This is a genomic window from Buttiauxella cochleicola (genome assembly GCF_021282405.1).
In the GTDB taxonomy this organism is placed as follows: domain Bacteria; phylum Pseudomonadota; class Gammaproteobacteria; order Enterobacterales; family Enterobacteriaceae; genus Buttiauxella; species Buttiauxella massiliensis.
In genome coordinates this window covers 383444-406492 of sequence record NZ_JAJSOU010000003.1, presented here as the reverse complement: position 1 = coordinate 406492, position 23049 = coordinate 383444, and the positions used below count along the sequence as shown (strand labels likewise).

Genomic DNA, 23049 nt, shown 5'->3' with positions numbered 1-23049 from the left:
AGTTGCAGGACAAAATGCCTCTGGCATTTTGAACAGCGCTTGCGCTGGCCCCGAAGGGGCGAGGTCGCAGACCGAGTAACGCGGCCAGGGAGCTTATCCCGATGAGCTTACTTCAGTAAGTGATTATTCGGCCCATCCATGGGCCTCACCCCTTCGGGGCGCTGGTTACAGCGTTCAAATCTGCTCCCGGCAGATTTGTCGGGTAAGTGAGTGCAGCCAACACCCCTGCAGCTTGAAGGATGGCGGGTATAGAACAAGGGGCCGGGATGACCCAGCCCTCTCGATTGACGAACTGAAGCTCGGACAGACTATGCGTCGGATGGCCGTTCCCCATCCGGCGTGAAAGCACCCCAATAAATCTCAGGCATAGATCTGAAATCAGGGTGCAAGCTTCTCATCAATCTTCGAGGGTAGCGCAGCTCGCTACCCTCAATTTTTTCTCGGAGTATTTTATGTCTATAGACTGGAACTGGGGAATATTTCTACAGCCCGCCCCGTTCGGCAACACCACCTATTTGGGCTGGATTTGGAATGGCTTCCAGGTCACCGTCGCCCTATCCATCTGTGCATGGATAATCGCTTTTCTCGTCGGCTCTCTGTTCGGCATTTTACGCACCGTTCCAAATAAATGGCTGTCGAGCCTTGGCACGCTGTATGTCGAGTTATTCCGTAACGTACCGCTTATCGTGCAGTTCTTTACCTGGTACTTAGTGGTGCCGGAATTACTGCCCGAAAATCTCGGCATGTGGTTTAAATCTGAGCTTGACCCGAATGTACAATTCTTCTTGTCATCGATGATTTGCCTTGGCCTGTTTACCGCAGCTCGTGTATGTGAGCAAGTTCGTGCCGCCATTCAGTCTCTGCCTCGCGGGCAAAAAAATGCCGCATTGGCGATGGGTTTAACGCTCCCACAAGCTTACCGCTATGTGCTGCTACCAAACGCCTATCGCGTAATTGTGCCGCCAATGACATCTGAAATGATGAACCTGGTGAAAAACTCAGCTATTGCATCAACCATTGGCCTGGTCGATATGGCGGCGCAGGCGGGTAAATTGCTGGATTACTCCGCGCATGCTTACGAATCCTTTACCGCAATCACCCTCGCGTATGTCCTGATTAACGCTGTGATTATGCTGGTGATGTATGTCGTTGAACGTAAAATTCGCCTGCCTGGCAATATGGGAGGCAAATAATGTACGAGTTTGACTGGAGTTCTATTCTCCCCGCAATGCCTTACCTGATGCAGGGGTTGATCATCACCCTGAAAATCACCGTTACGGCGATTATCTTCGGTATCGTTTGGGGTACGCTGCTGGCTGTGATGCGCCTGTCGCCGATTAAGCCCATAGCCTGGTTTGCCAGCGCCTACGTCAACGTTTTCCGCTCTATCCCGCTGGTGATGGTGCTGTTGTGGTTCTACCTGGTTGTGCCAGGTATTCTGCAAAAAGTGCTAGGGCTTTCCCCTCAAACCGACATTCGTTTAATTTCCGCAATGGTGGCGTTCTCGATGTTTGAAGCTGCCTACTATTCCGAGATTATCCGTGCCGGTATCCAGAGTATCTCCCGTGGGCAGTCCAATGCCGCTCTTGCGCTGGGGATGACGCACTGGCAGTCAATGAAACTGATTATCCTGCCACAGGCGTTCCGCGCCATGGTGCCATTGCTGTTAACGCAGGGCATCGTCTTGTTCCAGGATACGTCACTGGTATATGTATTAAGTCTGGCTGACTTCTTCCGTACCGCTTCCACCATTGGTGAGCGCGACGGAACCCAGGTCGAAATGATCCTGTTTGCCGGTGTAGTGTATTTCGCAATCAGCCTGAGTGCTTCGCTGTTGGTCAGCTACTTGAAGAAAAGGACAGTGTAATGATTTCCCTGAAAAATGTTTCTAAATGGTATGGTCACTTTCAGGTGCTAACCGACTGCTCAACAGAAGTGAAAAAAGGTGAAGTAGTTGTTGTTTGTGGACCATCTGGCTCCGGTAAATCAACGCTAATCAAAACGGTGAATGGCCTGGAGCCGGTGCAAAAAGGCGAAATTGTTGTTAACGGCACGCAAGTGAACAACAAAAAAACTAACCTTGCGGAATTGCGCTCGCATGTAGGAATGGTGTTCCAACACTTTGAGCTTTTCCCACATCTGTCGATTATCGAAAACCTGACCCTTGCTCAAGTAAAAGTGCTGAAACGCAACAAAGAAGAGTCGCGTAAAAAGGGGCTGAAACTGCTCGAGCGCGTTGGGTTGACCGCACATGCGGATAAATTCCCGGCACAGCTTTCTGGCGGCCAGCAGCAGCGTGTAGCGATTGCCCGTGCGCTGTGTATGGACCCTGTGGCGATGCTGTTTGATGAACCGACTTCAGCCCTTGACCCTGAGATGATCAACGAAGTGCTGGACGTGATGGTTGAGCTGGCAAACGAAGGGATGACCATGATGGTGGTCACACACGAGATGGGCTTTGCTCGTAAAGTGGCGAACCGCGTGATCTTTATGGATGAAGGGAAGATTGTCGAAGACTCGAATAAAGAGGATTTCTTCAACAACCCGCAGTCCGAACGTGCAAAAGACTTCCTGGCGAAAATCCTGCACTAATTCGGTATTAAGTCGCGCAATCACCCTCCAGAGCGGTGGTTGCGCGGCAAAATTACTTCATAGTCTCGTTCATTAACACTGTGACTTTATTCATCACAGGGCCTGCGTCCTTCACGCCTTTACCCTCTTGCTCCTTCACCCACTTGCTTTGCACATCCTGGTAATGGGTCGCCGTTTCCCAATGTTTAACTTCATCAGGTTTCAACTCGCGAATATTTACACCGTTATCACGCAACTCACTCACCATGCCATCGAAACTGCTGTCCATCACCGAGCCTAAAGTCTGATACGCTTTTTGGGCGGCGCGTTGAATTGCTTGCTTGTCTTGATCGGCAAGTTTGTTCCATGTGTCTTTATTCATCACCAACGGATATATATGGCCCAACCACAGATCTTTGGAGATCAAAACATTAGGGGCCGTTTTATGCACGTTTAGCTCAAAACCGCTGTCGACGTTAACCATTAATCCGTCCAGAGTTCCTGCTTTCAGCGCGTCATAAATTCCCTCGCCCCACGGCATAGAAACGGGAATGGCACCGCTGTTTTTCAGAAAGTCCTGATGCCAGAAACTGGCTGAACGCCACTTGGTTCCTTTGATATCACCTATTGCGCTCAGGGGTTTGGTACTGAAAAAAGCCACGGGATAGCCGGTCGCAAGGAAGATGTTAACCACATTTTGCTTTGCTAACTCAGCCTGGAATTCAGGGATAGTGGCGTAAGCCTTGCGGAAAAACTCAACCTGTTTATCACCCGTTGGCCCGACAGGGAAACTTTTGAAGATCTGCTGCAGGGGAAATTCCTTCGCCGTGTATTCAGGCACCACGATTGCCATATCAGCAACCTTCCCTTCTTTAACGACACCCAGAGCATCATAGCTACGAGCCAGTTCACTGTTCCAGTGATCGTCAACCTTCAGGCGGCCGTGCGATTCCTTCTCAATTTCGGCAAAGAAAACATTCTTGATAAAGCTGGTGCGCATCCCGTCCAGTGGTTCATGGTCGGAATATTTCAGAATTTGAACTGCCGATACCGTGGTGGGTATGAACATCATGGTGAGGAAGACGGCCAGAATTTTTCTGGCCAGGGGTTTTCGTTGCATTGCGGTTCCTTCGCGTTGTGAAAATTAAGGTTCAAATGGGCGACGGCTAAACTGGTTATGCCCGCATTTCGGGCAAACGGGCAGCACATCAGGGGTATAAATCGCCAGGTGGAAATGGCAATTCTCACAAACCAAATTGCCAAGACCGACCACTTCACCGCTATGATAAACGCCGTGATGGTTGAGATCCTGGAAAACTTCGCGCCACTCGAGCTGCGTTTTGTCTGTGATATCAGCCAGTTCCTGCCAAAGACTCTCTTTAATCACTCGCATGAATACGCTGTCGGTAAATTCATCCTGGCTTTCGTTATAGCTGCGAGCAAACTCTTCTAAATCACGACGGACTGCGCGTGTCACTTCATCTACTTCGGTACGAGTCAGCTCCCCGGTTTCGTTCATGCGTTTACGCGCGCTGTCGACCAGTTCGTCAATATCGCGCTCTCCATTGCGTAACCGTTCGGTGAGTGAGGCCACCAGTTCACGGTAAAATTGAGCAACCTTGTTCATCGTCTACCTGCCTCCTTGAAGAGTTTCATGCGTTCAGTGTCATGTAACTGACTATAATAGTAGACCTTAATCGGGCATCTCTTTGTTAGATTGACCACAAGCAAGGTAAATATCTGCAAATGAGAAATGGTGATCACGGCCCTTGAAAGGCTGTTTTGCCGCACTCTTATCGGCTATGCTATGCGGATCAAATCACACGTTAGGATTGAAACCTAACCTGTAGCTGTTTTTCATCACAGGACCATTGGCTGCCATGCAAGAGCAATATCGCCCGGAAGAGATAGAATCCAACGTACAGCTTCACTGGCAAGAGAAGCGTACTTTTGAAGTAACCGAAGACGAAGGCAAAGAGAAGTATTACTGCCTCTCGATGCTACCCTATCCTTCTGGCCGACTACACATGGGCCACGTTCGTAACTACACCATCGGTGACGTTATCGCACGTTACCAGCGTATGCTTGGCAAAAACGTACTGCAGCCAATCGGCTGGGATGCGTTCGGCCTGCCAGCAGAAGGTGCAGCGGTAAAAAACAACACCGCTCCAGCACCGTGGACTTACGACAACATCAACTATATGAAGAACCAGCTCAAAACGCTGGGCTTTGGTTATGACTGGAGCCGCGAGCTGGCGACCTGTACCCCAGAATACTACCGTTGGGAACAGCAGTTCTTTACTCAGCTGTACAACAAAGGCCTGGTTTACAAAAAAACCTCCGCGGTTAACTGGTGCCCGAATGATCAGACCGTTCTGGCAAACGAACAGGTTATCGACGGTTGCTGCTGGCGTTGTGATTCCAAAGTTGAGCGTAAAGAGATCCCACAGTGGTTTATCAAAATCACCGCTTACGCTGACGAACTGTTAAACGATCTGGATACGCTGGACCATTGGCCTGAACAGGTCAAAACCATGCAGCGTAACTGGATTGGCCGCTCCGAAGGCGTTGAAATTACTTTCGACGTTGAAAACAGCGCTGAGAAGCTGACCGTTTACACCACGCGCCCGGACACCTTTATGGGTGTGACCTATTTGGCCGTTGCCGCAGGTCACCCAATCGCACAGCAAGCCGCACTGAACAACCCAGCGCTGGCTGAGTTCGTTGAAGAGTGCCGTAACACCAAAGTTGCTGAAGCTGAAATGGCAACCATGGAGAAGAAAGGCGTTGCTACTGGCATTAACGCTATTCACCCACTGACTGGCGAATCTGTTCCAGTTTGGGTGGCAAACTTCGTCCTGATGGAATACGGCACAGGCGCGGTAATGGCCGTTCCTGGTCACGACCAGCGCGACTGGGAGTTTGCGACTAAATATGGTCTGCAAATCAAACCGGTTATTCTGAATGCTGACGGCAGCGAGCCTGACTTGTCTGCATCTGCAATGACCGAAAAAGGCGTGCTGTTTAATTCAGGTGAATTCGACGGTCTGGACTTCCAGAACGGCTTTAACGCTATTGCCGACAAACTGGCTGCCAAAGGTGTTGGCGAACGCAAAGTTAACTATCGTCTGCGCGACTGGGGTGTTTCCCGTCAGCGTTACTGGGGCGCGCCAATTCCAATGGTGACTCTGGAAGACGGCACCGTTATGCCAACGCCTGCAGATCAGCTGCCTGTTATCCTGCCTGAAGATGTCGTAATGGACGGTATCACCAGCCCAATTAAAGCCGATCCTGAGTGGGCAAAAACCACTATTGATGGCAAACCTGCGCTGCGTGAAACCGATACTTTCGATACCTTCATGGAATCATCCTGGTACTACGCGCGTTACACCTGCCCGCAGTACGACAAAGGTATGCTGGATTCTAAAGCAGCTAACTACTGGCTGCCGGTTGATATCTACATTGGTGGCATCGAACACGCCATCATGCACCTGCTCTACTTCCGCTTCTTCCACAAACTGATGCGTGATGCAGGCATGGTGACCTCTAACGAGCCCGCCAAACAACTGCTGTGTCAGGGTATGGTTCTGGCTGATGCGTTCTATTACACCGGCGTTAACGGTGAGCGTAACTGGGTTTCCCCGGTTGATGCGATTGTAGAACGTGACGAGAAAGGCCGTATTATCAAAGCCTCTGACGCACAGGGCAATGAACTGGTCTATGCTGGCATGAGTAAAATGTCGAAGTCGAAAAACAACGGCATCGACCCACAAGTGATGGTTGAACGCTACGGCGCAGATACTGTTCGCCTGTTTATGATGTTTGCATCTCCTGCGGATATGACGCTGGAATGGCAGGAATCTGGCGTTGAAGGGGCTAACCGCTTCCTGAAACGTGTCTGGAGACTGGCTTACGAGCACACCAGCCGTGGCGCAGCACCAGCATTAGACGTTGCTGCATTAAGTGAAGATCAAAAAGCATTACGTCGTGATGTTCATAAAACCATCGCGAAAGTGACCGATGATATTGGTCGTCGTCAGACCTTTAACACCGCAATCGCTGCCATCATGGAATTGATGAACAAACTGGCGAAAGCACCACAGGACGGCGATCAAGACCGCGCACTGCTGAATGAAGCGCTGATTGCTGTAGTTCGTATGCTTTATCCTTTCACCCCGCATGTTTGCTTCGATATGTGGCAGTCTCTGGGTGGTGAAGGCGATATCGACAACGCACCATGGCCGCAGGCTGATGAAAAAGCGATGGTCGAAGACTCGCTGCTGGTGGTTGTGCAGGTGAACGGTAAAGTTCGCGGCAAAATCACTGTTCCAGCGGATGCAACGCAAGAACAAGTGCAGGAACGCGCAGGTCAGGAACATCTGGTTGCGAAATATCTTGAGGGTGTGACCGTACGTAAAGTGATTTACGTTCCGGGCAAACTGCTCAATTTGGTTGTGGGCTAAGCGCAGGAGGAACCGTGCGACATCCCTTTATCAGCTTGTTAGTTACTTTGGCGGTGCTTGTCACTGCCGGGTGCGGTTTTCACCTGCGTGGCAGCACGCAGGTTCCAGATCAAATGAAAACCTTGATCTTCAACTCTGGCGATCCGAACGGCCCACTAGCGCGCGAAGTACGCTCTCAGTTGCGCCTTAACGGCGTTACGATAGTCAGCGATACCGGAACGGGTGTTCGCAAGGATATTCCGTCGCTGCGCTTACTAGGCAGTTCGCTCGGAAAAGATACTGCATCTGTCTTCCAGGATGGTCGCACAGCGGAGTATCAAATGGTTATGACAGTTTCAGCGCAGGTGCTGATTCCGGGTCATGACATTTATCCGATTAACGCCAGAGTATATAAGTCATTCTTTGATAACCCACTCGCTGCACTGCAAAAAGATGCCGAGCAAGATTTATTGATCAAAGAGATGTACACCACGGCAGCTCAACAGCTTATTCGTAAGCTGATGACCGTGCATGTTGCTGATGTCGCTGAAACCGAAGCAGCTGAGACGCCTGTTACAGGCGCAACCTCAACCTCTACGCCAGCAACGCCAGCAGGGCGCACGTCGACCACGCTTTCGGCTACATCTGGTAGCCAATGATAAGGTTGTACCCTGAACAACTTCGCGCGCAGCTCAATGAAGGGCTGCGCGCGGCGTATCTGCTACTCGGTAACGATCCGCTATTACTCCAGGAAAGCCAGGATGCCATTCGCCAGATGGCTGGCACCCAGGGTTTCGAAGAACACCATACCGTTCAGATTGATGTCAGTACCGACTGGCAAGATCTGTTCTCGATTTGCCAGGCTTTAAGCCTGTTCGCCAGTCGCCAGACACTTCTGTTGCTACTACCAGAAAATGGCCCAAACGCTGCGATCAATGCCCAACTAGAAACTCTGGTGTCCCTGCTGCATGACGACATTCTTCTGCTGGTGCGTGGGAACAAATTCACCAAAGCTCAAGAGAATGCAGCGTGGCTAAGTAAACTGGCCGAACGCTGCGTTATTGTGACCTGTCAAACCCCGGAACAGGCTCAATTACCGCGCTGGGTAGCCCAACGCGCTAAACAGATGAATCTCACACTCGATGATGCGGCCAACCAACTGCTTTGTTATTGCTATGAAGGAAATCTGCTGGCACTGTCGCAAGCGCTTGAACGTCTTTCGCTGATTTGGCCTGATGGTACGTTGACCTTGCCTCGGGTTGAGCAAGCGGTAAACGATGCAGCTCACTTCACACCATTCCATTGGGTGGATGCGATTCTGGCAGGGAAAAGTAAGCGCGCATTGCATATTCTGCAACAGCTCCGGTTGGAAGCCAGTGAACCAGTGATTTTGCTGCGTACAATCCAACGTGAACTGCTACAACTGGTTAATCTCAAACGTCAATCGGCTAACACCCCACTACGCACGTTATTTGATCAACAACGCGTATGGCAAAATCGTCGCGCGCTGGTGACTGAAGCACTCAATCGCTTATCCGCCGAACAGCTTTATCAGGCGGTGCGTTTGCTTAGTCAAATCGAAATGACGCTGAAAAAAGATTACGGCCAGTCGGTCTGGGCCGAGCTGGAAGGGCTTTCTCTGTTGCTGTGCCATAAAGCACTGCCGGAAATTTTCATCGATGGCTAAGAGTGCGCTGAGGTTAACTGCTCTGTATGGCGGGACATTCGATCCCATCCATTATGGGCATTTAAAACCGGTCGAAGCACTGGCAAAACAGGTGGCGCTGCAACAAGTCACTATCATGCCGAATAACGTCCCTCCACATCGTGCGCAGCCGCTGGCGAACAGCGAGCAGCGCAAAACCATGGTCGAACTTGCGATTACCGGGAACCCGCTGTTTAAGCTGGATGACCGCGAATTACAGCGCGAAACACCGTCGTACACTGTTGAAACTCTCGAACAGTTACGCTCGGAGATTGGAGCTGAACAACCGTTGGCGTTTATCGTGGGACAGGACTCCTTGCTTAGCCTGCAACGCTGGCATCGTTGGGAAACACTGCTAACGTTATGCCACCTGCTGGTTTGCCAACGTCCCGGATATTCTCTGTCGATGAACACACCAGAGGAACAGCAATGGCTTGAAGCGCATCAAACCGGTTCGGTTGAAGAGCTCCATAACCAGCCTGCCGGTAAGATTTACCTCGCGCAAACGCCAATGTATGACATTTCGGCAACGGCTATCCGCCAACGATTAGAGCAGCATCAAACCTGTGATGATCTACTCCCCCCAGCAGTCGCTGAGTTTATTCGCCAACACCATCTGTATTGCTAAGAATGCGCTGCATGGCAGCCAGTAGTTTGTCGTTATCGACAGGGCTTTTAATCGCCACACGGTAATAGCGCGAATCTAGTCCCGGATAATTCGCACAGTGACGAATTAAAATATTCTCTTCCAGCAACCGCCGTTGCAGATCTAAACCTTCAATTTCGCAGCGTAGAAAAATATAGTTCGCCCGTGGAGGCCATACTTTAATTCCCGATAGCTCACCAAGACCTTTAAACAAGCGAGGTTGTTCGGTGCTTAGCCAACGATAACTCGCCTCAATATAATCCCTGTCATTGAGAATAACCTCTCCTGCCAATGCCGCAAACGCATTAATGGTCCAGGGTTCTCTTTGTGATCGAATACGTCCAACCACTTCCGTATTGGCACTCACCATATAGCCAAGTCGTAGACCAGCAATAGCAAAGAATTTGGTGAGCGAGCGCAGAACGTAAAGTCGGGAGAACTTTGCTAAGTACGGAATCAGGCCTGGCTCATCGGGTAAAAAATCGAGGAAGGCTTCATCAATGATTAAATCGATGTGGTTTTCCTGGCAACGCTGCGTAATAGCCAACAGTAAAGATTTATCAGGCATCAAACCGGTTGGGTTATTCGGTGTGCATAAAAACAAGCAATCCAAATCGGGCGTTAATGCTTGTAATAATGATTCATCAGGTTGCCAGCTTTGTTCTTCACTAAGATGGAAATCAATTATTTCGCAATTAATTTGCGTTAGCGCACGACGATACTCGGCAAAACCTGGCGTCAATAACAGCGCCTTACGTGGCAAGAGTTGCTGCACGAGATTAAAAATCAGCTCCGTTTCGCCATTGCCTGCCAATACCCAATCCTGGGGGACTTGATGATGTTCTGCCAAAGCCTGGTGCAGCGAGCGATATTCAACATCAGGGTAACGTTCAGCAATAGCCAGGTTTTCGGTAATGGCGCGCTTCAATGAATCGGGCATACCTAATGGGTTAATATTGGCACTAAAATCGATAAGTGAATTTGCATCCACACCCATAACAACTGCAGCTTCAATGATATTGCCACCGTGCTGACTACTGAACGCCATATATCCCCCCAATAAAACAGACTTCGAGCTTGAGGCGCAATGATACACTTATGCCAGGGCCAGCCAATGTTTGTACGAGGATGAGATGAAATTATGGTTAGTGCGCCATGGGCAAACCCAGGCAAATTTAGACGGTCTTTACAGTGGTATTTCTGAAACCCCACTGACTGCAGAAGGCATCAACCAGGCCGAAGCGGTAGGCGATATGCTAAGTCATGTTACTTTTGAGAAAGTACTTTGCAGTGAGTTGGGCCGGGCACAACACACCACTCAATTGATTCTCCAGCAACGTAAAATTCCTGTAGTGACCGAACCACGCCTTAATGAGATGAATTTTGGTGACTGGGAGATGCGCCACCACCGTGATTTACAGCGTTTGGATAGCGAAAACTACGCCGCATGGTGCAATGACTGGCAAAACGTTATTCCCCGCAATGGTGAAGGCTTCCAGCTTTTTTCCCGCCGTGTAAGCGAGTTCTCCGCATCGTTATCCGCGTTGCCAAAAGATGAAAATGTTCTGATTGTGAGCCATCAGGGAGTACTGAGTCTGCTTATCGCCACCCTGCTCAACATGCCACCCGCGTCATTGTGGCACTTTGTAATTGAACAAGGGGCGTGGAGTTCAATTGAGATTCGAGAGGGGTTTACCACGCTCAGAACTCTCAATAACCGTGCTATTTGTCCACCGGTGCAATAAGTTGCCAGCGTCTCTGGTATCGTCAACCATTGACACTACACCTCAGACTGTTATGCTCCGCTGCCATAATTTCCTGCCCGCAAGCATGACTTTCCAAAATAGTTTTACAAAAATGGCGATGCAAACCAGGCCACTCGGTGGGATGATACCCCGCTTTGAGCGCCGCATTGCCGAATTGTCAGTAAAGCTGCCCCATTATGGGTATCATGCGGGCTAAATCGAACACACTCTACTTTTCCCAGGGGGAACACTTGCAGGGTAAAGAATTTCAAGATTTCATCGTTGATAAAATCGACGACCTCAAAGGCCAGGACATCATCACTCTGGATGTTCAGGGTAAATCAAGCATCACTGATTGCATGATTATCTGTACCGGCACCTCTAACCGTCACGTTATGTCCATCGCTGAACACGTTGTAGAATCATCTCGCAAAGCCGGTTTTGAAGCTTTGGGCGTGAAAGGCGTGAATGCGACTGACTGGGTGGTTGTTGACCTTGGCGAAATTATCGTCCATGTGATGCAAGAAGAAAGCCGCCAGTTATACGAATTGGAAAAGCTCTGGGGTTAATGAGTGAAGCTCCAATTAGTAGCAGTTGGCACAAAAATGCCTGACTGGGTGCAAACCGGCTTTACCGAGTACCTGCGTCGTTTTCCCAAGGATATGCCATTCGAACTGGTAGAAATTCCCGCGGGAAAACGCAGCAAAAACGCTGATATCAAACGCATTCTCGAAAAAGAAGGTGAAATGATGTTGGCAGCGGCCGGCAAGGGCAACCGAATTGTCACGCTGGATATCCCGGGGCAACCTTGGGATACGCCGCACCTTGCCGTGCAGCTTGAACGCTGGAAACAGGATGGTAGAGATGTAAGCTTGCTGATTGGCGGCCCAGAAGGACTCGCTCCCGCATGCAAAGCTGCTGCAGAGCAAAGCTGGTCACTGTCCACTTTGACAATGCCACATCCTTTAGTCCGGGTGCTGGTAGCGGAAAGCCTCTATCGTGCGTGGAGCATTACGACCAACCATCCTTATCACCGTGAGTAGATATCGTCAGGTAGAACAAAGCTGCGGATGAAATTACAGAATTCTTTTCGTGACTATACAGCTGAGTCTGCGCTTTTTGTGCGCCGGGCGCTGGTCGCGTTTCTTGGTATTTTGGTACTAAGCGGTGTGCTTGTTGCCAACCTTTATAATTTACAAATCGTCCGTTTCACCGACTACCAAACTCGCTCGAATGAAAACCGCATAAAGCTGGTCCCTATTCCGCCTAGCCGCGGCATTATCTACGATCGCAACGGCACACCACTCGCACTTAACCGCACCATTTACCAAGTGGAAATGATGCCGGAAAAAGTTGATGACGTGCAGGCAACACTTGAAGCGTTACGTTCAGTCGTGGACTTAACTGACGAGGATATTGCCAACTTTAAGAAAGAGCGAGCACGCTCTCACCGCTTCACCTCTATTCCGGTCAAAACCAACCTCACCGAAGTGCAGGTTGCACGTTTTGCCGTGAATCAATACCGTTTCCCGGGTGTTGAGGTGAAGGGCTATAAACGCCGTTTCTACCCGTATGGCTCAGCACTAACACATGTCATTGGCTACGTTTCCAAAATTAACGATAAAGACGTTGAACGCCTTGATAAAGACGGCAAGCTGGCAAACTACGCCTCAACGCATGATATCGGTAAGCTCGGTATTGAACGTTATTACGAAGATGTCTTACATGGTCAGACCGGTTATGAAGAAGTTGAAGTAAACAACCGTGGCCGTGTGATTCGCCAGCTCAAGGAAGTACCGCCGCAAGCCGGGCACGATATCTATCTGACTATCGACCTTAAGCTACAGAATTATATTGAAACCTTATTAGCAGGAAGCCGCGCAGCAGTTGTGGTCACCGACCCACGTACCGGCGGCATTCTGGCGCTTGTTTCGATGCCAAGTTACAACCCGAACTTGTTCGTTGACGGCATCTCAAGCAAAGACTATTCCGGTTTGCTCAATGACCCGAACACACCGCTTATTAACCGTGCAACGCAAGGGGTTTACCCTCCGGCTTCCACGGTGAAACCGTATATGGCGGTATCCGCGTTAAGTGCCGGGGTGATCACCCGCAATACTTCCCTCTTTGACCCAGGCTGGTGGCAGTTGCCTGGTTCTGAAAAGCGCTATCGTGACTGGAAAAAGTGGGGCCACGGCCGCCTGAACGTCACCAAAGCGCTTGAAGAATCCGCTGATACCTATTTCTATCAGGTCGCTTACGACATGGGCATCGACCGTATGGGCGAGTGGATGCGTAAGTTTGGCTACGGGCACTATACCGGTATCGATCTCTCTGAAGAGAGGTCCGGTAACATGCCAACGCGTGAATGGAAACTGAAACGCTTTAAAAAGCCGTGGTATCAGGGTGACACTATTCCGGTCGGTATCGGCCAGGGCTACTGGACCGCGACACCGATTCAGATGAGTAAAGCAATGATGATCCTGATTAACGATGGCATCGTTCGCGTTCCTCATTTCCTGATGAGTACTGTTGAGAATGGTAAGCAAGTTCCGTGGCAGCAGCCGGTACAGCCTCCTGTAGGTGATATCCACTCTGGTTTTTGGGAAATTGCTAAAGACGGTATGTATGGCGTAGCCAACCGCCCTAACGGTACAGCCCATAAATATTTTGCCAATGCACCATATAAAATTGCGGCAAAATCAGGGACGGCACAGGTCTTTGGCCTGAAAGCTAATGAAACTTATAACGCTCATAAAATTGCTGAACGCTTACGCGATCATAAATTGATGACTGCGTTCGCCCCTTACGATAATCCGCAGGTTTCCGTCACCATGATTCTGGAAAACGGCGGCGCAGGCCCCGCTGTAGGCACCATCATGCGCCAGATCCTCGACCACATTATGCTCGGGGATAACAATACGGTACTGCCTACTGAAGTACCCGCACCACCGGGGGCTGAGGACCAATGACCATGACTGATAATCCAAATAAAAAGTCGTTCTGGGATAAAATCCACATCGACCCGCTCTTCCTTGTGACCATTCTGGCGCTGCTTATCTTTAGTGCGCTGGTAATCTGGAGCGCCAGTGGCCAGGACATGGACATGATGGAGCGTAAAATTGGCCAGATCCTGATGGGACTGGTTGTGATGATCGTGATGGCGCAAATCCCGCCTCGCGTGTACGAAGGTTGGGCTCCTTATCTGTATATTGTCTGCATAATATTATTAGTGGCGGTGGATGCGTTTGGAGCGATATCCAAAGGTGCACAACGCTGGCTTGACCTCGGCATTGTGCGTTTCCAGCCGTCAGAAATCGCAAAAATTGCCGTGCCGCTGATGGTGGCTCGCTTTATTAACCGCGATGTCTGCCCACCAACACTGAAGAATACCGGCATCGCGCTGATACTCATTTTCATGCCGACACTGCTGGTTGCCGCTCAGCCCGACCTGGGAACGTCTATTCTCATTGCCGCATCAGGACTGTTCGTACTGTTCTTATCCGGTATGAGCTGGAAACTTATCGGTGTTGCCGTGCTATTGGTTGCCGCCTTTATTCCGATTCTGTGGTTCTTCCTGATGCACGATTACCAACGTGCACGCGTAATGATGCTGCTTGATCCGGAAAGTGACCCTCTCGGTGCGGGCTATCATATTATTCAGTCTAAAATTGCTATTGGTTCTGGCGGATTACGTGGCAAAGGTTGGTTACACGGAACACAGTCGCAACTTGAATTCTTACCTGAACGCCACACTGACTTTATCTTTGCTGTTCTTGCCGAAGAGCTAGGCTTGGTGGGTGTTCTGGTATTACTGGCTCTCTACCTATTGCTTATCATGCGCGGCCTTATCATTGCCGCTCGTGCTCAGACCACATTTGGTCGAGTAATGGCTGGTGGGCTAATGTTGATTTTATTCGTATATGTGTTTGTTAACATTGGTATGGTTAGTGGTATCTTACCGGTGGTCGGCGTACCTTTGCCGCTGGTGAGCTACGGGGGCTCGGCCCTGATCGTTCTGATGGCCGGGTTTGGTATCGTGATGTCGATACATACCCACAGAAAAATGTTATCAAAAAGCGTGTAAGTGGATGAGGTGCGTAATGGTTAAGCGTTGGCTTGGGATCTGTGTCGTTGCTGCAATACTGGCTGGCTGCTCGTCTGATGATGGTGATCAACAACAGGTAAACCAGCAACCGCAACCGGCGGTGTGTAATGGCCCGACGGTTGAGATAAGCGGCGCGGAACCGCGCTTTGAACCGTTAAGTCCTTCAGCTAATCAGGATTACGAAAATAACGGTAAACGCTACAAAATCGTGCAAAATCCGGCAAACTTTAGCCAGGCAGGTTTTGCCGCTATTTATGATGCGGAACCAGGTAGCAACCTGACAGCATCGGGTGAGCCATTTGATGCGACTGCACTGACTGCTGCCCATCCAACACTTCCTATTCCAAGCTATGCGCGTATCACAAACCTCGCAAATGGGCGCATGATTGTCGTGCGTATTAACGATCGTGGTCCTTATGGCAATGATCGTGTCATTTCATTATCACGCGCCGCAGCCGACCGTTTGAACAACTCGAACAACACCAAAGTACGCATCGACCCAATTATTGTTGCCCAGGATGGCTCCATGTCCGGACCAGGGACTGTGTGTACGACTGTTGCCAAACAGACCTACATCCTCCCCGCTCGCCCTGATTTAAGTGGTGGAATGGGCAGTGCTTCTTCAGGAATGCCAACGGAAGCTCCGCAAGGTGAGGTACGCGCTATTAGTAACTCCTCGCTAAAAAGTGAAGACACTACCGGAGCCCCGGTCAATAGCAGTGGTTTCTTAGGTGCTGCAACGCCACTGGCCCCCGGTGTGATTGAAAATGACCAGCCTGCTGTTGCAGCTGCTCCTGCAGTAGCAGCAGCACCTGTACAACAAAATGCACCGGTTACTGCGCCAGGCTCAGTTCAGGGTAGCGTACAGACAGCAGCTCCAGTTGCCACAGCTTCCGGGCGTTATGTCGTTCAGGTCGGAGCAGTCAGCGATCAGAATCGTGCGACTCAGTGGCAACAAAAACTTAGCCAGCAATTTGGTGTGCCGGGCAAGGTTTCCACTAATGGTGCTATGTTCCGTGTACAGCTTGGGCCATTTGGCAGTCGGAACGAAGCGGCCGCTCTGCAACAACGTTTAATGAGTGAAGCCCAGCAGCAATCTTTCATCACTAACGCACCCGCTATGTAAGTGGTTGTGTCTGGCATCCGTCGTGCGTCAATTAATGTAAATTCCATTAACAAATGATGCGCAAAGACGGATGCCAGCAAAAATCGCTTTTGCTATAGTAAGGCACTTTTTTTATTCCCATCATGGATGTCGTTGTTCTAATCATGAATACAGCCCCTTCTTTTCGTTTTGTTAAACGCCTGGCGCTCACTACGGCCCTCACTCTTTCGGGGATGGCTGTCGCACACGCTGACGACCTGAACATTAAAACCATGATCCCAGGCGTCCCGCAGATTGATGCGGAAGCGTACATCCTGATCGATTACAACTCCGGTAAAGTACTGGCTGAGTCTAATGCTGATACTCGTCGTGATCCTGCAAGTTTGACCAAAATGATGACCAGCTACGTCATCGGTCAAGCGATGAAAGCCGGTAAATTTAACGAAAGCTCGATTGTGACTGTTGGACAGGATGCATGGGCGACCGGCAACCCGGTATTTAAAGGTTCATCATTGATGTTCCTGAAACCAGGCATGCAGGTGCCGGTATCACAGCTGATTCGCGGTATTAACCTGCAATCAGGTAACGATGCATGTGTTGCAATGGCCGATTTCGTGGCCGGTAGCCAGGATGCATTTGTTGGTCTGATGAATAGCTATGTTTCCGCATTGGGTCTGAAGAACACCCATTTCGGGACCGTACATGGTCTCGATGCCGAAGGCCAATTCAGCTCAGCGCGTGATATGGCGTTGATTGGCCAGGCGCTGATTCGCGATGTGCCGAACGAATACGCTATTTACAAAGAGAAAGAGTTCACCTTCAACAATATCCGCCAGACAAACCGTAACGGCTTGCTGTGGGATACCAGTCTGCAAGTTGATGGCATCAAAACAGGTCATACCGATGCTGCAGGTTACAACCTGGTAGCCTCTGCAACTGAAGGCCAGATGCGCCTGATTTCAGCAGTACTTGGTGGACGTACGTACAAAGGCCGTGAAACCGAAAGCAAAAAACTGCTGACCTGGGGCTTCCGTTTCTTTGAAACTGTCTCGCCACTGAAAGCCGGTAAAGAGTTTGCTTCTGAGCCAGCCTGGTTTGGTGATAACGATCGTGCATCGCTCGGGGTTGATAAAGACGTTTATCTGACAATCCCTCGTGGTCGCATGAAAGATCTGAAAGCGAGCTATGTACTAAACACCACTGAACTGCACGCACCACTGCAGAAAAACCAGGTTGTTGGTACCATCAATTTCCAACTCGATGGGAAAACTATCGAGCAACGCCCACTGGTTGTCCTTCAGGAAATGCCAGAAGGTAATTTCTTCAGTCGTATCATTGATTACATCAAACTGACATTCCATCATTGGTTTGGTTAATAATTGAACACTTGAAAGAATAGAAGTCGTCCCCATATACTATGAATCAAAGCAGCTCCCGCCCCTCCAGGCGGGAGTTATCATTTTTAATGCCGTAACGCTGGAGCTACCATGAAAACCAATCTGAAAGAATTGCTCGAATTCCCGACTCCCTTTACTTACAAAGTGATGGGTTTGGCGAAACCCGAGCTGGTTGATTTGGTCATTGAGGTGGTGCAGCGCCACGCACCTGGTGACTACACCCCGCAGGTTAAACCGAGCAGCAAAGGTAATTATCATTCTGTGTCGGTTACCATTAAAGCAACCCACATTGAGCAAGTTGAGACCCTGTACGAAGAACTCGGCAAAATCGAAATCGTTCGTATGGTGCTGTAATTCATACCCGGCCACTAGGCCGGGTACTGCTTTTTGCCCCGGTGAGATATACTCCCTCATCTTTCTAACCTGCCGGAGACGATGTTTTGTCTCAAGATACTATTCAAATCCGCCAACTTGGCCTGCAACCCTACGAACCCATTTCTCAGGCGATGCATGATTTTACCGATACCCGTGATGAAACGACCGCCGATGAAATTTGGCTGGTAGAACACGAGCGTGTCTTTACACAAGGCCAGGCAGGTAAAGCGGAGCACGTGCTCGTTCCTGGTGATATACCCGTGATTCAAAGCGATCGGGGCGGCCAGGTCACTTATCATGGACCCGGTCAGCAAGTGATGTACGTGTTGCTTAATCTTAAGCGTCGTAAGCTCGGCGTTCGGGAACTGGTCACTATTCTTGAGCAAACAGTGGTCAATACCCTTGCTGAATTTCAAATAGACGCTTATCCACGCGCGGATGCTCCTGGTGTCTATGTTGATGGACGTAAGATTTGCTCTCTGGGTTTACGTATTCGTAAGGGCTGTTCATTTCACGGGCTGGCATTGAATATTGATATGGATCTCAGCCCTTTTCTGCGAATCAACCCCTGTGGATATGCAGGACTTGAGATGACACAGGTCAGTTCACTACGCGCTGGAACGTCACTTGAAGATGTACAACCATTGCTCATCAATAAATTCATCGAGCTATTGAATAATCCGCCGGTTAAATACTTACCTGCTTAAGATTTATTACTCTGACAACTGCATCCTCGACGAATTACAGGCTGCGTAGTCACATCGACCTCCCGGCGGTTGCTATGAGGTCGATTTGCTAATTGTTAACTTCGAAAAGCGCACAATCCAACAACTCATTTACAATTCTTTCCCCATTTACTGCTCTGTCAGGCTGATTTATTCCCTTCAGTGATGATATACTTCGGGCGCTATTAAAAAATAGTTGATAAATAAAACATTCGATTAGCCTGATTTTTTTCAGCAACTGGAACACGTACGATATGAGTAAACCTATTGTAATGGAACGCGGCGTCAAGTATCGCGACGCCGATAAAATGGCTCTGATCCCGGTGAAAAACGTGGTGACTGAGCGCCAGGAGCTGTTAAGAAAACCAGAATGGATGAAGATCAAACTTCCATCTGATTCGACCCGAATTCAGGGTATCAAAGCGGCAATGCGTAAAAATGGTCTGCACTCTGTGTGTGAAGAAGCTTCCTGCCCTAATCTGGCGGAATGTTTTAACCACGGAACGGCAACCTTTATGATTCTTGGTGCAATCTGCACTCGTCGCTGCCCATTCTGCGATGTGGCTCATGGTCGCCCTGTCGCACCTGATGCCAATGAACCAGCTAAGTTGGCCCAAACTATCGCTGACATGGCATTACGCTATGTCGTTATCACGTCTGTCGACCGTGATGACCTGCGCGACGGTGGAGCTCAACATTTTGCCGATTGCATAAGCGCAATTCGTGAAAAAAATCCGACCATCAAAATTGAAACATTAGTGCCAGATTTCCGTGGCCGAATGGACAAAGCACTAGAAATTCTTACCGCCACGCCGCCTGATGTGTTCAACCACAACCTGGAAAACGTACCGCGTATTTATCGCAAAGTACGCCCTGGCGCTGACTATAACTGGTCGCTGAAATTGCTAGAGCGTTTTAAAGAAGCGCATCCGGATATCCCAACCAAGTCAGGTTTGATGGTAGGTTTAGGCGAAACGAACGCAGAAATTGTCGAAGTGATGCGTGACTTACGTCGCCACGGCGTCACTATGTTGACTCTGGGCCAATATTTACAACCAAGCCGCCATCACTTGCCAGTGCAGCGTTATGTTAGCCCTGACGAGTTCGAAGAGATGAAAGCAGAAGCTCTGGCTATGGGCTTTACCCATGCAGCTTGCGGCCCGTTTGTTCGCTCTTCATACCATGCAGATCTACAAGCTAAAGGTATGGAAGTTAAATAACGATGTAACAAATCGTTACCTTTAATTTGCGCCAGGCACAAAAAAACCGGCATAAATGATGCCGGTTTTTTTATATCTGGTCGAAAGCTGCGTCGTGATCAGTCTTTATGCGTAATACGGTCAGTTGTTGCATCCGTATCGTTGGCAGACTTAGCGGTAGTCTCGTCTTCATTCATGGCTTTCTTGAAGCCCTTGATTGCCGAGCCGAGATCACCACCCAGGGTGCGCAACTTCTTGGTGCCAAATAACAAAACAATCAGCGCACCGACCACCAACAACTTTGTAATACTAATCTCACCCATAACAACCTTCTTTAATCATGTGTGCCGTGGATACGGCGAACAATACACTGAGACAATTAACGGTCATTTTCTCGCGCGATACAATAGCAACCTGTAACAAGTTGAATCAAGATCGAGTTAAAAAACATCATAACAATTTGGGTAAACCAAACCGGCGGTTTTTCAAGACAGGTAACATGGCCCTTACTTCAGTTAAATATTCGCTATCCAACTCAGCATAGATCAAAGCCGGTCGCTGATTTGCAGATGCAATGACAACGCCGAGCGGATCCATAACTCGACTGTGACCAATATTTTTATTACCGCATTCACCTGATGCCACAACATAACATGTGGTATCAAGCGCACGAGCCGCCAATAACGTTGACCAATGCATCTCTTTATTTGGGCCACGTAACCATGCCGCAGGCAAGACTAAAACATCCGCGCCCGCTAAAGCCAGACTCAAAGCCATCTCTGGAAAACGCAGATCGTAGCAGGTCATTAAGCCCACTTTAAAACCTGCTACCTCAATTAATGGCGGCAATACCTCACCTGCATCAACCAGGCGCGATTCTTGTACATTAAACGCATCATAGAGATGAAGTTTCTGATACCGAGCTGTCACCTCACCGTCACGAATTACCAGCAAAGTATTTGCCGCACGACCCACCGTGGTTTTGATATGCAATGTCAGTATGGTTGTAAGATTATCATTACGACTCTGCTCGCAAAGCTTATCGATAAATTCATCGTCCATGATTTGCGCTGATTTTACGGATAAATCGGGGTCGCTATCATCACGAGCCAGGACAGCCTCGGGTAATACCAGCAATTGTGCCCCTGCAGCTTGTGCTTGCGCCATCAACCCCAGACAGGTTTGTACATTTTCCTGCCATACCTTGCTCACCGCAAATTGTCCTACTGCAACTTTCATTGTCATCTCTCAACAGGCTGCGAATAATTTCAGTATACCGGGTGTGAAACTTCCCGTGCTGAAGTTACACTCAAGCACTTTAAAATAAGAACGAACAGGAAACTATCGTGTTGCAGATGCTTTTAGCCGTGTTTATTGGCGGTGGGACAGGAAGTGTTGTGCGTTGGTTATTGAGTATGAAGCTCAACCCAGTACATGCAGCGATTCCCGTCGGGACGTTGACTGCAAACCTGGTTGGCGCGTTTATTATTGGGCTTGGGCTGGCGCTGTTTACCAGAATGACTCACCTCGACCCTGTCTGGAAACTTTTAATCACCACAGGTTTTTGTGGCGGCCTTACAACTTTTTCGACTTTCTCGGCAGAAGTTGTTTTCTTACTACAAGATGGGCGTCTGGCCTGGGCTGGATTGAATATGCTGCTTAATCTCGCAGGTTCACTCACCATGACTGCCATCGCATTTTGGATAGTTTCTTTAGCCTACGGTCAATGATTCAAGCCACGTTAAGGTTAGCTTAATTTTTGTCTGCCACTCTGGATCAAAATGAGTGTGAGGCAAACTTATGAAAGAACGTGTTGCTGGATGGACAGCGGTGCTGATGAGCACGTTGATTGTGATGTGCTTTGTGAAAGTTTATCTTTTCCCCTGAATTTAAAGCAAAAAAAACCCGCCTTAGCGGGTTTTTATATTCTACTGGTAAAGCCTTAGATAGGCATTACGTTTGCAGCAGATGGGCCTTTGGCACCGTTAGTGATTTCAAACTCAACGCGCTGACCTTCAGCCAGGGTTTTGAAACCATTGCTCTGGATTGCAGAGAAGTGTACGAACACGTCTTTGCTACCATCTTCCGGAGTAATGAAGCCAAAGCCTTTTGACTCGTTAAACCACTTAACGTTACCTTTAATCTTAGACATCTAAATTACCTTTACATGAAAAACGACACAAATGCTGTGTCGGGCATCAGTACACCAATTGTGATGGATTTTGTCCAGCCCAGAATTGCTAAAAAGTGATAAAAATTACTACCTCTTTTAAAAACTGTGCAGCAGTCCGTATTTTTGAATACCAGACAGCAAAAATACGCGATTTGTATGATTCCAGACTACCAATGCCCATCAGAATTGGAAGCGTAACCAGGCAAAGTAAACGTTACCGTTGTTGTACGTGCCGGGTATATAAGTCATCTGGAACGTTGCAGGGCCATAACCTACCGATGCCAAAGGTAAAATCACGGGAATCGGAATGTATTTCCAGTTATCACGTGCTGTTGCCCCTAGCGTATAGCCCAGACCAAGACGGAAGTTATCATCTGTCAAAGGACGCCAGATCTTCTCCCAGCCATAGCCACCGATAGGTTCCCATTTGTTATAGGAATCTTTGAACGCCATCAGATATAAACCATGCCAGTTGCCGCTGTCATCCCAACGCGTTTGCCCGAACCCAACCCCCCAAGGGCGTTCGTTATAGCGATCGGTTTTTTCTTTGTCGTATGCAAAGCGAGCATGCCAGGTTATTGCTGGCACATACAAATCATAATGTTGCGGCTCGTTCCATGTTTGTGAAACGTTATCAGACAAAGTATTCCAGGCGTCACCTAATACACTATTTTGGCTCGCCATTGCAGCAGGCAGCACCATTAATGGTGATACAAAAATAATAACAGAAAAGATGATTTTATTTGTTAGTGTCACATTGATTTCCACATCAAAATCCAATATACAGCCTAACAAATTATATATTAACAAAAGCTAAATAAGCCTATGGCTAATTCCTAAAAACAGCCTTTCACGCTT

At 49.0% G+C, this 23049-nt stretch carries 25 protein-coding genes; 18 read left to right on the top strand and 7 right to left on the bottom strand.

What is annotated here, in order from left to right; translation table 11 throughout:
• Window positions 1–452: 452 nt before the first annotated feature.
• The 3 genes from LVQ79_RS06190 to LVQ79_RS06180 are packed head-to-tail and all read left to right on the top strand — an operon-like array spanning window position 453 to window position 2592.
• Window positions 453–1193 carry an amino acid ABC transporter permease gene (locus LVQ79_RS06190; RefSeq protein WP_034456698.1) on the top strand — a complete coding sequence of 247 codons (741 nt, stop codon included), beginning with the start codon at window positions 453–455 and terminating at the stop codon, window positions 1191–1193.
• Complete coding sequence (gene gltK, locus LVQ79_RS06185) at window positions 1193–1867, top strand: glutamate/aspartate ABC transporter permease GltK (RefSeq protein WP_151992881.1); 675 nt, start codon at window positions 1193–1195, stop codon at window positions 1865–1867. The genes LVQ79_RS06190 and gltK overlap by 1 nt, the downstream gene beginning before the upstream one ends.
• Complete coding sequence (locus LVQ79_RS06180) at window positions 1867–2592, top strand: amino acid ABC transporter ATP-binding protein (protein WP_232864269.1); 726 nt, start codon at window positions 1867–1869, stop codon at window positions 2590–2592. The genes gltK and LVQ79_RS06180 overlap by 1 nt, the downstream gene beginning before the upstream one ends.
• 52 nt (window positions 2593–2644) lie before the next feature.
• Here LVQ79_RS06180 and dctP read toward each other — a convergent pair whose 3' ends face one another.
• Window positions 2645–3691 carry a TRAP transporter substrate-binding protein DctP gene (dctP, locus tag LVQ79_RS06175; protein ID WP_232864268.1) on the bottom strand — a complete coding sequence of 349 codons (1047 nt, stop codon included), beginning with the start codon at window positions 3689–3691 and terminating at the stop codon, window positions 2645–2647.
• Between the two features lie 24 nt (window positions 3692–3715).
• Entirely contained in the window at window positions 3716–4198 is a 483-nt protein-coding gene (locus LVQ79_RS06170) for a zinc ribbon-containing protein (RefSeq protein ID WP_064517046.1), read from the bottom strand.
• 253 nt (window positions 4199–4451) lie between these two features.
• Between LVQ79_RS06170 and leuS the strand changes: the two genes are divergently transcribed.
• Genes leuS through nadD form a run of 4 tightly spaced genes read left to right on the top strand, consistent with a single transcriptional unit; the run spans window position 4452 to window position 9346 of the window.
• Window positions 4452–7034 carry a leucine--tRNA ligase gene (gene leuS, locus LVQ79_RS06165; protein ID WP_232864267.1) on the top strand — a complete coding sequence of 861 codons (2583 nt, stop codon included), beginning with the start codon at window positions 4452–4454 and terminating at the stop codon, window positions 7032–7034.
• A gap of 14 nt (window positions 7035–7048) precedes the next feature.
• Window positions 7049–7672 (top strand): LPS assembly lipoprotein LptE, encoded by a 624-nt coding sequence (lptE, locus tag LVQ79_RS06160; RefSeq protein WP_151992885.1) that lies wholly within the window; start codon window positions 7049–7051, stop codon window positions 7670–7672.
• On the top strand, window positions 7669–8700 hold the full coding sequence (gene holA / locus LVQ79_RS06155; protein WP_232864266.1) for a DNA polymerase III subunit delta: 1032 nt from the start codon (window positions 7669–7671) through the stop codon (window positions 8698–8700). Before lptE ends, holA begins: the two co-directional genes overlap by 4 nt.
• Window positions 8693–9346 (top strand): nicotinate-nucleotide adenylyltransferase, encoded by a 654-nt coding sequence (gene nadD / locus LVQ79_RS06150; RefSeq protein ID WP_232864265.1) that lies wholly within the window; start codon window positions 8693–8695, stop codon window positions 9344–9346. The genes holA and nadD overlap by 8 nt, the downstream gene beginning before the upstream one ends.
• Here the strand turns inward: nadD and cobD are convergent.
• A complete protein-coding gene (cobD, locus tag LVQ79_RS06145; protein ID WP_232864264.1) occupies window positions 9318–10412 on the bottom strand; it encodes a threonine-phosphate decarboxylase CobD in 1095 nt (364 codons plus the stop codon). The genes nadD and cobD overlap by 29 nt on opposite strands.
• Before the next feature lie 85 nt (window positions 10413–10497).
• Between cobD and LVQ79_RS06140 the strand changes: the two genes are divergently transcribed.
• The 10 genes from LVQ79_RS06140 (at window position 10498) to lipA (ending at window position 20039) form a co-directional block, all read left to right on the top strand.
• A complete protein-coding gene (locus LVQ79_RS06140) occupies window positions 10498–11109 on the top strand; it encodes an adenosylcobalamin/alpha-ribazole phosphatase (protein WP_232864263.1) in 612 nt (203 codons plus the stop codon).
• A 251-nt stretch (window positions 11110–11360) separates the two neighbouring features.
• Window positions 11361–11678 (top strand): ribosome silencing factor, encoded by a 318-nt coding sequence (gene rsfS / locus LVQ79_RS06135; RefSeq protein ID WP_232864262.1) that lies wholly within the window; start codon window positions 11361–11363, stop codon window positions 11676–11678.
• Between the two features lie 3 nt (window positions 11679–11681).
• Complete coding sequence (gene rlmH / locus LVQ79_RS06130) at window positions 11682–12152, top strand: 23S rRNA (pseudouridine(1915)-N(3))-methyltransferase RlmH (protein WP_151992891.1); 471 nt, start codon at window positions 11682–11684, stop codon at window positions 12150–12152.
• A gap of 27 nt (window positions 12153–12179) precedes the next feature.
• The gene (mrdA, locus tag LVQ79_RS06125) at window positions 12180–14081 is read left to right on the top strand and encodes a peptidoglycan DD-transpeptidase MrdA (RefSeq protein ID WP_232864261.1); all 1902 of its coding nucleotides are present in this window, start codon (window positions 12180–12182) and stop codon (window positions 14079–14081) included.
• Window positions 14082–14083: 2 nt separating this feature from the next.
• Window positions 14084–15196, top strand: a complete 1113-nt coding sequence (gene mrdB / locus LVQ79_RS06120; protein WP_064553411.1) for a peptidoglycan glycosyltransferase MrdB — start codon at window positions 14084–14086, stop codon at window positions 15194–15196.
• A 16-nt stretch (window positions 15197–15212) separates the two neighbouring features.
• A complete protein-coding gene (rlpA, locus tag LVQ79_RS06115; RefSeq protein WP_232864260.1) occupies window positions 15213–16343 on the top strand; it encodes an endolytic peptidoglycan transglycosylase RlpA in 1131 nt (376 codons plus the stop codon).
• Window positions 16344–16486: 143 nt separating this feature from the next.
• Window positions 16487–17698 (top strand): D-alanyl-D-alanine carboxypeptidase DacA, encoded by a 1212-nt coding sequence (gene dacA / locus LVQ79_RS06110; RefSeq protein ID WP_034457229.1) that lies wholly within the window; start codon window positions 16487–16489, stop codon window positions 17696–17698.
• 111 nt (window positions 17699–17809) lie between these two features.
• Window positions 17810–18073 (top strand): DUF493 family protein YbeD, encoded by a 264-nt coding sequence (ybeD, locus tag LVQ79_RS06105; RefSeq protein ID WP_034456720.1) that lies wholly within the window; start codon window positions 17810–17812, stop codon window positions 18071–18073.
• Between the two features lie 86 nt (window positions 18074–18159).
• On the top strand, window positions 18160–18801 hold the full coding sequence (gene lipB, locus LVQ79_RS06100; RefSeq protein ID WP_232864259.1) for a lipoyl(octanoyl) transferase LipB: 642 nt from the start codon (window positions 18160–18162) through the stop codon (window positions 18799–18801).
• Window positions 18802–19073: 272 nt separating this feature from the next.
• Window positions 19074–20039 carry a lipoyl synthase gene (gene lipA, locus LVQ79_RS06095; protein ID WP_064517014.1) on the top strand — a complete coding sequence of 322 codons (966 nt, stop codon included), beginning with the start codon at window positions 19074–19076 and terminating at the stop codon, window positions 20037–20039.
• A gap of 98 nt (window positions 20040–20137) precedes the next feature.
• Here lipA and tatE read toward each other — a convergent pair whose 3' ends face one another.
• Window positions 20138–20341, bottom strand: coding sequence for a twin-arginine translocase subunit TatE (gene tatE, locus LVQ79_RS06090; protein WP_064517012.1), 204 nt, complete (start codon window positions 20339–20341; stop codon window positions 20138–20140).
• 127 nt (window positions 20342–20468) lie between these two features.
• The gene (locus LVQ79_RS06085; protein WP_232864258.1) at window positions 20469–21257 is read right to left on the bottom strand and encodes a deaminated glutathione amidase; all 789 of its coding nucleotides are present in this window, start codon (window positions 21255–21257) and stop codon (window positions 20469–20471) included.
• A gap of 107 nt (window positions 21258–21364) precedes the next feature.
• On the opposite strand from LVQ79_RS06085, the gene crcB reads away from it, so the two are divergent.
• A complete protein-coding gene (gene crcB, locus LVQ79_RS06080) occupies window positions 21365–21748 on the top strand; it encodes a fluoride efflux transporter CrcB (RefSeq protein ID WP_232864257.1) in 384 nt (127 codons plus the stop codon).
• A 212-nt stretch (window positions 21749–21960) separates the two neighbouring features.
• Here the strand turns inward: crcB and cspE are convergent, their stop codons facing one another.
• Both cspE and pagP read right to left on the bottom strand, forming a co-directional pair.
• A complete protein-coding gene (gene cspE / locus LVQ79_RS06075) occupies window positions 21961–22170 on the bottom strand; it encodes a transcription antiterminator/RNA stability regulator CspE (protein WP_004100146.1) in 210 nt (69 codons plus the stop codon).
• Window positions 22171–22371: 201 nt separating this feature from the next.
• Window positions 22372–22929: a lipid IV(A) palmitoyltransferase PagP gene (pagP, locus tag LVQ79_RS06070; RefSeq protein WP_370639834.1), complete on the bottom strand. Its 558-nt coding sequence runs from the start codon at window positions 22927–22929 to the stop codon at window positions 22372–22374.
• Window positions 22930–23049: the final 120 nt, after the last annotated feature.

What these genes read in the sequence shown, in the direction of transcription:
- rlpA (WP_232864260.1), top strand. Translation starts at nt 15,213, where the DNA reads ATGGTTAAGCGTTGGCTTGGGATCTGTGTCGTTGCTGCAATACTGGCT.
- LVQ79_RS06085 (WP_232864258.1), bottom strand. Translation starts at nt 21,257, where the DNA reads ATGAAAGTTGCAGTAGGACAATTTGCGGTGAGCAAGGTATGGCAGGAA.
- dacA (WP_034457229.1), top strand. Translation starts at nt 16,487, where the DNA reads ATGAATACAGCCCCTTCTTTTCGTTTTGTTAAACGCCTGGCGCTCACT.
- tatE (WP_064517012.1), bottom strand. Translation starts at nt 20,341, where the DNA reads ATGGGTGAGATTAGTATTACAAAGTTGTTGGTGGTCGGTGCGCTGATT.
- LVQ79_RS06170 (WP_064517046.1), bottom strand. Translation starts at nt 4,198, where the DNA reads ATGAACAAGGTTGCTCAATTTTACCGTGAACTGGTGGCCTCACTCACC.
- LVQ79_RS06180 (WP_232864269.1), top strand. Translation starts at nt 1,867, where the DNA reads ATGATTTCCCTGAAAAATGTTTCTAAATGGTATGGTCACTTTCAGGTG.
- leuS (WP_232864267.1), top strand. Translation starts at nt 4,452, where the DNA reads ATGCAAGAGCAATATCGCCCGGAAGAGATAGAATCCAACGTACAGCTT.
- cobD (WP_232864264.1), bottom strand. Translation starts at nt 10,412, where the DNA reads ATGGCGTTCAGTAGTCAGCACGGTGGCAATATCATTGAAGCTGCAGTT.
- mrdA (WP_232864261.1), top strand. Translation starts at nt 12,180, where the DNA reads ATGAAATTACAGAATTCTTTTCGTGACTATACAGCTGAGTCTGCGCTT.
- lipA (WP_064517014.1), top strand. Translation starts at nt 19,074, where the DNA reads ATGAGTAAACCTATTGTAATGGAACGCGGCGTCAAGTATCGCGACGCC.
- LVQ79_RS06190 (WP_034456698.1), top strand. Translation starts at nt 453, where the DNA reads ATGTCTATAGACTGGAACTGGGGAATATTTCTACAGCCCGCCCCGTTC.
- mrdB (WP_064553411.1), top strand. Translation starts at nt 14,084, where the DNA reads ATGACTGATAATCCAAATAAAAAGTCGTTCTGGGATAAAATCCACATC.
- LVQ79_RS06140 (WP_232864263.1), top strand. Translation starts at nt 10,498, where the DNA reads ATGAAATTATGGTTAGTGCGCCATGGGCAAACCCAGGCAAATTTAGAC.
- dctP (WP_232864268.1), bottom strand. Translation starts at nt 3,691, where the DNA reads ATGCAACGAAAACCCCTGGCCAGAAAAATTCTGGCCGTCTTCCTCACC.
- cspE (WP_004100146.1), bottom strand. Translation starts at nt 22,170, where the DNA reads ATGTCTAAGATTAAAGGTAACGTTAAGTGGTTTAACGAGTCAAAAGGC.
- holA (WP_232864266.1), top strand. Translation starts at nt 7,669, where the DNA reads ATGATAAGGTTGTACCCTGAACAACTTCGCGCGCAGCTCAATGAAGGG.
- ybeD (WP_034456720.1), top strand. Translation starts at nt 17,810, where the DNA reads ATGAAAACCAATCTGAAAGAATTGCTCGAATTCCCGACTCCCTTTACT.
- gltK (WP_151992881.1), top strand. Translation starts at nt 1,193, where the DNA reads ATGTACGAGTTTGACTGGAGTTCTATTCTCCCCGCAATGCCTTACCTG.
- nadD (WP_232864265.1), top strand. Translation starts at nt 8,693, where the DNA reads ATGGCTAAGAGTGCGCTGAGGTTAACTGCTCTGTATGGCGGGACATTC.